Source organism: Paenibacillus ihbetae (assembly GCF_002741055.1).
GTDB classification, from domain to species: domain Bacteria; phylum Bacillota; class Bacilli; order Paenibacillales; family Paenibacillaceae; genus Paenibacillus_AQ; species Paenibacillus_AQ ihbetae.
In genome coordinates, this window is the sequence record NZ_CP016809.1 from 3,592,976 (window position 1) to 3,606,170 (window position 13,195).

Here is a 13,195-nt window from a genome sequence, read left to right on the forward strand (position 1 = left end):
TGAGAATTATGGACAATACACGAATTTTAATAGTTGATGATGAGCCTTCGATCGTGAAAATGCTCCAGATGGTGCTGCGCAAAGAAGGCTTCAACCGGATATACACGGCCGCCAGCTGCAAGAAGGCGCTTCATGAAATCGCTGCGCACGGTGCCGACTTCGTGCTGCTGGACGTCATGCTGCCCGACGGCACGGGCTTTGATCTGTGTCCTCAGCTGCGCGCCTACGGTAGTCCGCACATTCTGTTTCTGACGGCCAAGGCTTCGGATCTTGACGTGCTCACCGGCTTTGCCATGGGCGGGGACGATTATGTGACCAAGCCGTTTAATCCGCTGGAGATTGCGGCCCGGATCAAAGCGCGGCTGCGGCGCGGCGGCATCGGAACGAATGCGGCGGCCGGTCCGGCCGTCATTCGAAGCTCCTGGGATTTCGGCCGGTTTAAGGTGGATGAGGCTGCCGGCGAGCTGATGGTCCTCGGGGAACCGGTGCCGTGTCCGGCGCAGGTGTTCCAGCTGCTGCTGTATTTTTGCAAGCATCCCGGCGTCGTCTTCTCCAAATCCCAGCTGTACGAAGCGGTATGGGGCATTGACGGCATGGGCGAGGACAATACCGTGATGGTGCATATCCGGCGCATCCGGGAGCGGATCGAGGAGGATCCGAGCAACCCGCAGTATCTGCTTACGGTTCGGGGACTCGGCTATAAACTCGTCAAGGAGAGCGGCCGATGAGACTGCGAAGAAGGCTTGCCTTTCATTTTACCTATCAATTGATTGCATTCTCGGCGTTCATGTTCTGTTTTATTATCGTGCTGATGTTTATCCTTATCAGCCATATCAGCAACGAGGAGATTAAGCGGAATTTCCCGGCAGGGGTGCTGGACAGCATCGTCGGGGAGACGATTACGGAGAAGGGAAGCGTTCAGCTGGAGGAGCACTGGAAGGTGCTGCTGCAGGAGAGGGGCATGTGGCTTCAGGTCGTCGACATGGAAGGGAACGTCATCCATTCCACGAATACGCCTTCGGATGTTCCAAGCCAGTACTCCGTCAGCACGCTGCTGGCCATTAAGGAAGAGCGGAGGCTCGGCAATTATACGATGGACTGGCAGATGGACCTGTTCTACGAAGAACCGCTCTTGTTCCTGGCGGGGCGGGTTGATGAGGGCTCGGACCAGCTTCTGGACTGGGTGGCCGCTTATGAGAAGAACGGGCTTATCGACCCTGAATTTGAAAGGGAGCTGCAAGGGAAGCTTGGCGGCGCAGGCGGCTACCTCCATATCATTGACGGGGAAGGCCGCATCGTCCAGTCGCTCGGGGAAGGCGCAGGGGACAAGTCCGAGTACCACCCGCTGGAGATCATCGCCATGCAGGAGCAGCCGGGTACTTATTCGACGCATATTGCCGTATATCGGGACAAGATCAGCGGCAATACCTGGATCTACCATACCCCGCAGGATGAAGCGCTGGGGAAACGGCCGATGATGACCGAGCTGATTCGCATCGCCCTGTGGGCGATGCTGAGCGTGCTGCTTCTCTCGCTCGCCATTGCGATCTGGCACGGTTACCGATACAGCCGCCCGCTGCTGCTCTTCACCGGCTGGTTCGAGCGAATGGGCAGCGGAGCTTATGAAGAGGTGCTGACGCCGAAAGACCGCAAACGGGTCTTCCGCAAGAACGGCAAGCTTCGCATGCGATATAAGCTGTACAAGGAAGTAATCCATTCCTTTTACCGGATGGCCGAGCAGCTGGCAGAGGCTGAACGGGAACGCGAACGTCTGGAACGGAACCGGGAGGAATGGATGTCGGGGATATCGCATGATCTGCGCACCCCGCTCTCCTCCATTCAGGGCTACGGTTACATGCTGGAAAGCGCTCCGAATGATTGGAGTGCGGAGGAGCTGCGGGAGATGGGCACCGTCATCCGGGAAAAAGGAGATTATATGCTGGAACTGATCGACGATTTCTCGCTCGTGTTCCGCCTCAAGAGCACGATCCGCCCGCAGGAGCTGATCCCGCTTGATCTGAATGAGCTGGTCCGCCGCTGTGTGCTGAAATACGTGAACGATGCCACGCTGAATGAAGCGACCTTTACCTATATTGGCGGGGAAACGCCGCTGCTCGTAAACGGTAATGCGAAGTGGCTGCAGCGCCTCATGGATAACCTGATTATCAATGCGGTCAAGCATAATCCGGAAGGGGTCAAGATCGAGGTGCGGGTCGAGAGCCGGCCTGGCGGTGCCGCAATCATTGTCGCGGATCAAGGCATCGGCATGGACGAGGAGACGAAGGCTAACCTGTTCGAGCGGTATTACCGCGGAACGAACACGGAGGAAAGCGTGGACGGCTCGGGTCTCGGGATGAGCATTGCGAAGGCCATCGTGGAGGCCCATGCAGGCAAGGTAGGCATCTGGTCCGAGCTGGGTCGGGGCACGACGATCACCGTACTGCTGCCCGAGGCTGGGCAGGGAGACGGTGAGCCGTCCGTTGCCCGGCAAGGATTCGAGCGAGAAATGATAGCGGGCTCCGGTAAAGAACGAGCTCTATAGTCCTGCACGCCCGAATGCTTTAGGCTGCGGTCTCTCGGCCGGGCAGCTGCAAAAAAAACCGCCCGCAACGATCCTTGGTACGCTATAATAACCTGGAAAATGATTTCATTTGCCTACTATCTATCGACCGGAGGACATCCATGGGCTCAACTTCTGTTCGGCAATTAACCGGTAATGCCAGGGGCTGTCTCGTCTATGAACCGCTGTTCCTGATTCCCTACAGCATGTTTGCGACGTACAGCTCCATCTTTATGTATCAGCTTGGCGTAACCGAGACGGGAATCGGCTGGATCACCTCGATCGGCCTGTTCGTTCAAGTGCTATCCTCGTTTCTTAGCGGATATCTTACGGACCGGATGGGCCGCAAGCGTGCGCTGCTCTACTTCGACGTGCTCAGCTGGAGTATTGCTACGCTGCTATGGGCCGTCTCGCAAAACTTCTGGTTCTTTGTCATCGCGGCTATCGTCAACGGGTTTCAAAAAGTGCCGCATACGGCATTCTATTGCCTGCTTGTTGAAGACACGGCCCCCAAGGAGCGGACCTATGTGTTCACGCTGCTTCAGCTGATCAGCGTCGTCGGAGGCTTGTTTGCTCCGATCGGGGGATTGCTGGTGCATTACTTCTCCCTGGTGCCGGGGGTGCGGATCATGTTCGTGCTGGCCTGTATCCTGATGACGATTCAATTCATCGGCAGACACTATGCGACCCGGGAGACGGAGATCGGCTACCGCAAGATGAGGGAGACAAAGTCCATGAGTCTGCGCGAGGGCATGGTTGACTATATATCCGTCATGAAGGGCATGCTGAAAAGCCCGCTTCTGCTGATCATCTTCGGCGTTTATATTCTGTTTAACTTTCAGATGACCGTAAAGACGACCTATGTCTCTATTTTTATGGTGGAATATTTGCATCTGGGCAGCGGATTGATTTCCGTCTTTCCGGCATTCTCCTCCATCATCATGCTGATGTTCATGAGATGGATCATGCCGCGGATCAGCGAGTCCAAAGTGAACCGCACGATGGTCTGGGGATTCATCATTTCGGTGCTGGCGAACGTGGTTCTCGTCATCGCCCCGGAGGGCGACCTTGTGGTGCTGAGCGTAAGCACGATCATCGCGGCGGTTGGAACGGTGATGACTTATCCGTATCTTGAAACGGCGGTTGCGAATGCCATTGATGACGATAACCGGGCCAAAATATTCGCGCTGCTCCAGGTGCTTATCCTGATCGTGATTACGCCGTCCGGCGTGATCGGAGGCTGGGCTTATGGCATCGATCCCCGTATTCCGTTCCTGCTTGTTGCGGGGGCGTTTGCCGTCAGCATTCCGCTGATGATGCTGTACGCCAAAAAGGTAACAAAGGCTCCAACCGAAGTCAGCCTGTAATACAGGGGTGCTTCGTTCGGTACATAGGCTCCTGGCTTGCCGCCATGATATTGGCGGCATCCTGGTATTTCCTAAAGAGGCCGGTTCCTTCCTGTCACTTGACTTCTTGGACAGGAGGATTATAATTCTAACAACAAATGAGTAGAATTGAATAGGGTAAAGGTCTTAGCAGCAAATCTTGATGTATATGCCGGGGAATAGGGCCCAGGCGTCTCTACCAGGTTACCGTAAATGACTTGACTACATAAAAGATGAGAATAGGACAGCCCGAGCTTTGAAGGGAATCGCGAGGCATGGCGGTACCCGGGTACGCATGGCGTTTCACGTATTCGTCCGAGTGGGCCCGGCGGAAGGTCTAATCCGGAATCAGCGGCAATATCGCGCGAGCGCAGCAGATAAGCAAGGGACTTCCTCATCTTGATGAATTCAATCTTTAGGCATCCCGGGCAGGTACGCTGTCCGGGTTGTTTTGCGTTCCGGCAGCGCAGGGGGATCGTATTGATCTAAACCATGGGCCCCTCCCTCCATGCGTGAAAAACCGCGATGAAGGGCATCATCAAACTCACTGCGCAGAAATATCCAATCAGCAAAAAAAGGGGAGCGTGCAATCATCATGAGTTCAAGCAGAAGATATAAACGATACGAGGTCAGCCGGCAGCTGGGACAGGTTGCTCTAGGGCAGTCGCCAGCCGAGCTGGTGATCAAGAACGGCACGCTGGTCAACGTATTTACGGGCGAGCTTCAAGCAAATATGGACGTGGCCGTTGCAGCCGGGCGCATTGCCTATATCGGCAATGCGGATCATACCATCGGCGAGGGCACGAAGGTGATTGATGCCAAAGGGCGGTATATTACGCCGGGACTGCTTGATGGCCATATGCATGTCGAATCCACGATGCTGACGGTGACCGAATTTGCCAAGGCAGCCATCGTAAGCGGAACGACCGGAATCTATATGGACCCGCACGAGATTGCCAACGTATTCGGTATGGAAGGCGTGCGCTGGATGCATGAAGAGGGTCAACAGCTGCCGCTGAAGGTGTTCACGACCATTCCTTCCTGTGTTCCCGCAACATTCGATTTGGAGGATGGCGGCGCCCAGCTTGGCGTATCCGATATCGAAGAGGGGCTGACCTGGCCGGGCACGGCAGGCCTCGGTGAAGTGATGAACTTCCCAGGCGTCGTGCACGGCGATCCGACGATGATCGGAGAGATTGAAGCTACGCTGCGTGCTGGCAAGACGGTAACCGGACATTTTCCGGCGGAGGATGACCGGATGCTTCAAGCTTATTTGGCTACAGGGGTCAGCTCCGACCACGAGACGGTGACGCGGGAGCAGGCGCTGGAGAAGGTTCGGCTCGGGATGCATCTGATGATTCGCGAGGGATCGGCCTGGCAGGACATCAAGGAAGTCATCAAGGTGGTGACCGAGGACAAGGTGCGTACGGACAATATGTCGCTCATTACCGACGATGTATATCCGCAGACACTGGTCCGTCTCGGCCACATGAACCATATCGTACGGCGGGCGATGGAAGAAGGGGTTGACCCCGTAACCGCGATTCAACTGGGAACGATCAACGTGGCTCGCTATTTCGGAATGGAGCTGGACCTCGGCAGCCTCTCCCCGGGAAAATCGGCGGACATCCTGCTCATTGACGATTTGAACCGCATGGTTCCGTCGGTCGTCATTGCCGATGGCGAGGTCGTTGCGGAGAACGGCCGCCTTGTGGTGGAGTTTCCGTCCTACCAATACCCGGAGAAGGCTTATCAATCGGTGCGTCTTGCCCGGGCCCTCGCTCCGGAGGATTTCCTGCTCCGCAGCAAAACCGACTCGGCGGCGCGAACGGAAGTCAATGTCGTACGCGTCATTGAGAACAGTGCCCGCACGGCAAAAATGACGGCGGTTCTCCCGGTGGTGGACGGAATCATCCGGCCGGATCTGGAGCAGGACGTTGTGCAGCTTGCCTGCATCGAGCGTCACCGCGGAACCGGGCAAATCTCGCTCGGGTTCGCTAGCGGCTTTGGTCTGAAGGCGGGTGCGGTCGCCTCGACCGTGGCCCATGACAGCCACAACCTGCTGGTGATGGGCACGAATGTGGACGATATGGCCTTTGCCGCCAATGAGCTGGCGGCTTGCGGCGGCGGCATGATCGTCGTCCGGGACGGGAAGGTGCTGGCGAAGGTGGCTATGCCGATCGCAGGCCTCCTGGCTGACCGCCCGGTGGAAGTCGTGGCCGAGGAAGTGGCGGCGCTGGAGGATGCCTGGAGGGAGCTCGGCTGCTTCATTAACGCGCCGTTCATGACCTTCTCCCTCATTGCGCTCCCGGTCATTCCGGAAATCCGCATCACGAACCGCGGGATTGCCGACGTCACGGAGTTTAAGCTGATCGAAACCGAGATAGGTCCGGTTCAATAAATTGTACAAGCTAATGCAATGATTTGCATGCCGGCACCGTACGAGCAATAACGACGAGGGTCGTACAGCATGATCAGGTACGCCGCGCGCCTGAGAGGCATGCGGTATAGCATACAAGGGGCAGGCTCGCCAGGGATGGCGGCCTGTCCTTTTTAGGTTCGGGACTTCGTGATTTTTGTCACAAATTTATAACTTTTTATCCGTTTTTGGCCTCGATATTGTGATGTTTATCACAATCCTTCCTGCTCCAGTCTGCGACAATACCAAAAGAATCAAATTTAAAATGATGACGTGAGCTAAAGGAAGGGGTATGTTATGGATCCGGTGATGCTGGCGCGAATACAGTTCGCATCGACAACCATTTTTCACTTTATTTTCGTACCGATCTCCATCGGGTTGGCGTTTCTGATCGCCGTCATGGAGACGATGTACGTCGTCAAAGGCCAGGACGTGTATAAACGGATGGCCAAATTCTGGGGCAAGCTGTTTCTCATTAACTTTGCGGTCGGCGTCGTGACGGGGATTCTGCAAGAATTCCAGTTCGGCATGAACTGGTCCGATTATTCGCGGTTTGTCGGGGACGTGTTTGGCGCGCCGCTGGCGATCGAAGCCCTGCTGGCTTTTTTTCTCGAATCGACGTTCATCGGCCTGTGGATTTTCGGTTGGGACCGGCTTTCGAAGAAAGTCCATCTGCTGAGCATATGGCTGGTGTCCTTCGGCACCTTGATGTCGGCGTTCTGGATTCTGGCCGCCAACTCGTTCATGCAGCGTCCGGTCGGATTCGAGATCAACAACGGACGGGCGGAGATGAACGATTTCTTCGCGCTGATCACGAACGGTCAGCTGCTGGTGGAATTCCCGCATACGATTTTCGGGGCGCTGGCTACCGGCGCGTTCCTCGTGGCCGGGGTGAGCGCGTATAAGCTGATGAAGAAGCAGGACGTGGATTTTTTCAAAAAATCGTTCAACCTTGCGATCGTGGTCGGCCTGCTTACCTCCATTCTGGTTGCGGTGTTCGGCCACCAGCAGGCGCAGTACCTCGTGCAGACCCAGCCGATGAAGATGGCTGCCGCCGAAGGCCTGTGGGAAACAAGCGAGGATCCGGCACCGTGGACGGTCTTTGCGTCGATCGATCCGGAAAAGCAGGAGAACTCGGCGGAATTCAAAATCCCGTATTTGCTCAGCTTCCTGTCTTACAGCAAATTTAGCGGCGAAGTGACCGGTATGAAAGAGCTGCAGTCCCAGTATGAGCAGGAGTACGGTCCGGGCGATTATATTCCTCCGGTGCGCACGACCTTCTGGAGCTTCCGGATTATGGTGGCAGCCGGAACGGCCATGATCCTGCTTGGTCTGTACGGTGCGTGGCTGATGCTGCGCAAAAAGGTCGAGCAGGCCGGGAAGTGGTTCCTGAGCATGATGCTGTTTGGCATCTCCCTGCCGATCATTGCGAACAGCTCGGGCTGGATTATGACGGAGATCGGGCGCCAGCCGTGGACGGTGTTCGGGCTCATTACGACGGAGAACAGCATTTCGCCGAATGTCAGCGCCGGGTCGATCCTGTTCTCGCTGATTGTGTTTACGGCGATTTACGCGGTGCTGGCGGCTGTCATGGCGTATCTGTTCGTGAAGGTGATCAAGAAAGGACCGTATGCGGAGGAAGCGGATCACCGCCACGCAAGCGATCCGTTTAACAAGGAGGGCTACAATGCTGTCTCTTAATGAAGTATGGTTTGTGCTGGTTGCCGTATTGTTCATCGGGTTCTTTTTTCTCGAGGGCTTTGATTTCGGCGTTGGGATGTCCACGCAGCTTCTGGCCAAAAGCGACACGGAGCGCCGGGTGCTCATCAATTCCATCGGCCCGTTCTGGGACGCGAACGAGGTATGGCTGCTGACGGCGGGCGGCGCGATGTTCGCGGCGTTTCCGAACTGGTATGCGACCTTGTTCAGCGGCTTCTACATTCCGCTCGTCTTCCTCCTGCTGGCCTTGATCGGCCGCGGAGTAGCCTTTGAGTTCCGGGGGAAGGTTGAGAATACCCGCTGGAAAAAAGTATGGGACGGCGCCATATTCACAGGCAGCGTGCTGCCTCCGTTCCTGCTCGGCGTCGTATTTGCCTGCCTGATCCAGGGGCTGCCGATCAATGAAGCAATGGAAATGCACGCCGGCTTCTTCGATATCGTCAACGCCTATACGGTGGTCGGCGGGCTGACGATGACGCTGCTGTGCCTGCTGCACGGCTTGATGTTCACGACGCTCCGCACGACGTCGGATTTGCAGGAGCGCGCACGCTCCATGGCACGGAAGCTGCTGCTTCCGGTCGCGGGACTGTTCGCGGCGTTCGGCGTCATGACGTATTTCATGACGGACGTGTTCGAGCGGCGGGGCGGCCTGATCGCCGTCCTGCTGGGGCTGGCGCTGCTGGCCTTTCTGCTCGGCGGCTATTTCATGAGCCTGAAGCGGGACGGGTGGGCGTTCGGGATGACCGGGGCCGTGATTGCCCTTACGGTAACCTCCGTGTTTGCGGGATTGTTCCCTCGGGTCATGATCAGCTCCATCAGCCAGTCGTTCGATCTGACGATCTATAACGCGGCTTCCGGCCCGTATTCGCTGAAGGTGATGACCATCGTGGCCGTCACGCTGCTGCCTTTCGTCTTGGGTTATCAAATCTGGAGTTACTTCGTTTTCCACAAACGGGTACATGAGAAGGAGCATCTGGAATACTGATGGGAAAAGATCTGCTGGGTTACCGTGGCGCCAAGACGACGTTTCTCCTGGTCGCTGGATGTACCCTGGCACAGAGCATGGCCATCCTCCTGCAGGCCAAATGGCTTGCAGAGACGGTTTCCGCGCTGTTCGCGGGGGCCTCGCTGCAGGAGCAGGGGGGAACCATTGCCCTGTTCCTTCTTGCTTTTCTGCTGCGGCACGGGGTCGGAGCCGTCCAGCAAGGGCTTGCGCAGCGCTTTGCGGAGCAGACCGGCGCAAGCCTTCGAAAGGAGCTGCTCGGTGTTCTTTTTCAAAAAGGCTCGGCGCTTGTTAGGGCGGAAGGAACGGGTAATGTGGTTACGCTTGTGCTGGAGGGCATCGGCAAGTTCCGCAAATATGCGGAGCTGACCATCCCCCGGTTGATGGGCGCGGGCATAACGCCTGCGCTGGTATGGCTGTACGTATTCATGACCGACCGGATTTCGGGCATTATTCTGCTCGTCACCATGCCGATTCTGATTGCCTTCCTCATTCTCGTCGGCCTCGCTGCGAGGAAGCAGACCGAACGGCAGCTGGATTCTTACCGGTTGCTGTCCAATCATTTCGTCGACTCGCTCCGGGGGTTGATGACGCTGAAATTTCTAGGTCAGAGCCGCAGGCACAGCGCCAGCATTCAGCAGGTCAGCGAAGATTACCGGAAAGCGACCATGCGCACCTTGCGCGTGGCCTTTCTGTCCTCCTTCGCGCTGGACTTCTTCACGATGCTGTCCGTGGCCTCCGTTGCGGTTAACCTTGGTCTGCGGCTCATAAACGGCAGCATCGAGCTGCTGCCGGCGCTGCTCGTTCTTATTCTGGCACCGGAGTATTTTCTTCCGGTGCGTATGGTCGGCGCCGATTTCCACGCCACGCTGGACGGCAAGCAGGCGGGGGAAGCGATGCAGTCGATCATTCGGGCGTCGCGGGCTGAGGGGAAGTGGAAGCCGTCAGTGTCGGAGGCTGCTCCGAATGGGGGGGCGGATGGCGCCTGCGAAGCCGCTGTGGCCGATTCGGGTGTGGGTGCCGGCGGAGCTGGTTGCATACGCACAGCGGATGCAGCTGACGATGCTGAAGCAGCGGTGTCGATGACAACCGACACGGCAATCGCGGCGACAACCGACGCGGCAGTCGCAGCGACAACCGACGCGGCAATCGCAGCGACAACCGACGCAGCAATCGCCGCAACGACCAATACAACAATGGCGATGACAGCCGATGCACTGCATGCGGCGAGAACGGATACGGCACGTAAAGTCGGAGCGGCTTTCCCAGCCCCGATACTTCAAATTAAGGATAATTCGATAAACCGCGGAAGCTCGCCGGCTGTATTTCGATGGGATGATCACAGCATGCTGGAGCTGCGCGGTGTGGGCTTGCGGCATGAGTCGCAGGGGCCGGCCTCTCTGGAGGACGTCAGCTTCCGGATTCCGGGCAAGGGCAGGATCGGGATCGTCGGAGAGAGCGGGGCCGGCAAATCCACGCTCATCGATCTGCTCGGCGGCTTTGCGGCTCCTACTGCAGGCGAGATCAGGCTGAACGGCGTGAAGCTGGAGGAAGGGAACCGCGAGACATGGCGAAGCGGGGTGACGTATATGCCGCAGCATCCGTATTTGTTCAGCAGCACGCTTCAGGACAATGTGCGGTTCTATGCGCCGGATGCTTCCGACGCGGACGTTCTGGCCGCTGTCGAGGCGGCGGGACTGATTGATCTTGTCCGCACGCTGCCGAAAGGACTCCATGAAATGATCGGAGCCGGAGGGCGGGCTTTAAGCGGCGGGCAGGCCCAGCGCGTCGCCTTGGCGAGAGCGCTGCTCGGCGGCAGGCAGGTGCTGCTGCTGGATGAGCCGACGGCTCATCTTGACATTGAGACGGAATATGAGCTGAAAGAAACGATGCTGTCCCTATTTCGGGACAGGTGGGTATTTCTAGCGACGCACAGACTGCACTGGATGCGGGATATGGATTTTATGATCGTGCTCCACCGGGGGCGCGTGGCGGAAACGGGAACCCATGAGGAGTTAATACAGTTGAAGGGCGTGTATTACGGCTTGATTACATCGCAGATGGAGGGAATCGGATGAAGCAGGAATCGTGGTTTCGGCCTTATGTGACGGCAAATTTCTGGCGCTTTCTGCTCATTGCCGTGCTCGGCGTGCTTACCGTTCTGTTTGCCTGCATGCTGATGCTTACGTCCGGGTACCTGATCTCGAAGTCCGCGCTCCGTCCGGAGAATATTCTGATGGTGTATGTGCCGACGGTGGGCGTCCGTACATTCGGGATCGGACGGGCCGTCCTGCATTATGCGGAACGACTTGTAGGGCATGATACGATTCTCCGTATCCTGTCCCGGATGCGGCTCCGGCTGTACCGGATTCTGGAGCCTCAGGCGCTCCGGTTGTCTTCCCGCTACCGGACCGGCGATCTGCTCGGCGTGCTCTCCGATGACATCGAGTATTTGCAGGACGTCTACATCCGCACGGTGTTTCCGTCGTTCGTGGCACTGGTCCTCTATGCCGGCTTAATTGCGGCAGCTGGGCTATTCGATCCGGTGTTCGCTCTTCTGCTCGCTATTTATGTGGCCGTACTGGTATTCGTGCTCCCGCTTATTTCCCTGCTGCTGACGAAGCGGAAGAACCGGGAGATGAAGCAGGCGAGGAACCGGCTGTATCAGAAGCTGACCGATGCGGTGCTTGGCATGCATGAATGGTATGTCAGCGGCCGGCAGCAGCAGTTTCTGACGGGCTACGAGGAGGATGAAGCCGAGGTGGACCGGATTGACCGGGCGCTGAAGCGGTGGGCGCGGCTGCGCGGCTTCATCGGGCAGACGATCGTTGCGGTCACCGTGGTCACGGTGGTGTTTTGGTCGGGCAAGCAGCATGCGGCCGGCGCACTGGACGTTACGCTGATCGCGGCAATGGTGCTCGCGGTGTTTCCGCTGATGGATGCTTTTCTGCCGGTGTCTGAGGCGGTGGAGCGGATTCCGTCGTATGGTCAATCCGTTCAGCGATTGAAGGCCGTCGGGCATGGCGAAGACTCTGCTGAGATTGGATACCCGGTGCAGCCGTCGCTGACCCGGGGCGAAATGGATGCCGTCATTCGAAGCGGCGCGCATATAAAGGTGGATTCGGTCTCGTTTCAATATGCAACAAATGCGACCGATGCAACACTTTCACCAGATGCGTCTGCAGCAAATTCACCAGCAGTACATCAAACAGCAGTACATCAAACAGCAGCACATCAAACAGCAGAGACAGCACACTCAACAGATGAGACACACTTAACGAATGCGATTCACTCAACAGATGCGATCCACTCAACAGATGCAGCACATTCAAAAGATCCGGTACATCCGGCACGTTGGGCAGGTGCAACTGCATCATGCTCTTTTGACAACGGTACACAGGCGCTCCGGGACATCTCCCTCGACGTACCCGCCGGGGCCAAGGTGGCGGTCATTGGACGCTCAGGCGCCGGCAAATCGACCTTGCTGCAGCTTATCCAGGGCGTCCTGGCACCCTCGTCGGGCACGGTTACGATCGGCGGCATGGATGCGGCCCGCTTTGGCGACGATATCTCGTCCGTGATTTCCGTCCTCAATCAGAGCCCGCATCTGTTCGATACGACACTGGCAAACAATATCCGGCTCGGGCGACCGGATGCCACGGAAGCGGAGATCCTGCAGGCTGCTGCGATGGCCCGGCTTACCCCGCTGGTCGACTCCCTCCCGGACGGACTTCATACCCGCATGCAGGAAGCGGGGCAGCGTTTCTCCGGAGGAGAGCGCCAGCGTGTAGCCCTTGCCCGCATACTGCTGCAGAAGCGTCCGGTCGTTATCCTTGATGAACCGACGGTTGGACTGGATCCCAGAACGGAGCGCGAGCTGCTCTCTACCATCTTTTCCAGCCTTCAGGACCGGACGCTGATCTGGGTGACCCATCATCTCGTCGGTGTCGAGCGGATGGATGAGATCCTGTTCTTGGAGCAAGGGAGAGTTGTCATGCGCGGAACGCACGAGGAGCTGATGGAGCGCTGCCCAAGGTATCGCGGGTTGTATCGGCTTGACCGCCCGGGCGCATAATCGGAATAGGAATATGCCTGAACCATTCCATTGT

The 13,195-nt window shown here is 57.4% G+C and carries 8 protein-coding genes and 1 riboswitch; all 8 genes read left to right on the plus strand.

Going from position 1 to position 13,195, the window contains the following annotated elements; genetic code table 11:
• The first annotated feature begins 8 nt into the window (after positions 1–8).
• Positions 9–728 (plus strand): response regulator transcription factor, encoded by a 720-nt coding sequence (locus BBD41_RS15970; RefSeq protein ID WP_077568551.1) that lies wholly within the window; start codon positions 9–11, stop codon positions 726–728.
• On the plus strand, positions 725–2,542 hold the full coding sequence (locus BBD41_RS15975) for a sensor histidine kinase (protein ID WP_077568549.1): 1,818 nt from the start codon (positions 725–727) through the stop codon (positions 2,540–2,542). Before BBD41_RS15970 ends, BBD41_RS15975 begins: the two co-directional genes overlap by 4 nt.
• A 140-nt stretch (positions 2,543–2,682) precedes the next feature.
• Positions 2,683–3,927 (plus strand): MFS transporter, encoded by a 1,245-nt coding sequence (locus tag BBD41_RS15980; protein ID WP_099478168.1) that lies wholly within the window; start codon positions 2,683–2,685, stop codon positions 3,925–3,927.
• Between the two features lie 161 nt (positions 3,928–4,088).
• Positions 4,089–4,190: riboswitch (purine riboswitch) on the plus strand.
• 350 nt (positions 4,191–4,540) lie between these two features.
• Complete coding sequence (gene ade / locus BBD41_RS15985) at positions 4,541–6,346, plus strand: adenine deaminase (RefSeq protein WP_099478169.1); 1,806 nt, start codon at positions 4,541–4,543, stop codon at positions 6,344–6,346.
• A gap of 315 nt (positions 6,347–6,661) precedes the next feature.
• Positions 6,662–8,065 carry a cytochrome ubiquinol oxidase subunit I gene (locus BBD41_RS15990; protein WP_099478170.1) on the plus strand — a complete coding sequence of 468 codons (1,404 nt, stop codon included), beginning with the start codon at positions 6,662–6,664 and terminating at the stop codon, positions 8,063–8,065.
• Positions 8,052–9,068 carry a cytochrome d ubiquinol oxidase subunit II gene (gene cydB, locus BBD41_RS15995; protein ID WP_099478171.1) on the plus strand — a complete coding sequence of 339 codons (1,017 nt, stop codon included), beginning with the start codon at positions 8,052–8,054 and terminating at the stop codon, positions 9,066–9,068. Before BBD41_RS15990 ends, cydB begins: the two co-directional genes overlap by 14 nt.
• A complete protein-coding gene (locus tag BBD41_RS16000; RefSeq protein ID WP_099478172.1) occupies positions 9,068–11,164 on the plus strand; it encodes an ABC transporter ATP-binding protein/permease in 2,097 nt (698 codons plus the stop codon). Before cydB ends, BBD41_RS16000 begins: the two co-directional genes overlap by 1 nt.
• Positions 11,161–13,161, plus strand: a complete 2,001-nt coding sequence (locus BBD41_RS16005) for an amino acid ABC transporter ATP-binding/permease protein (RefSeq protein WP_099478173.1) — start codon at positions 11,161–11,163, stop codon at positions 13,159–13,161. Before BBD41_RS16000 ends, BBD41_RS16005 begins: the two co-directional genes overlap by 4 nt.
• Positions 13,162–13,195: the final 34 nt, after the last annotated feature.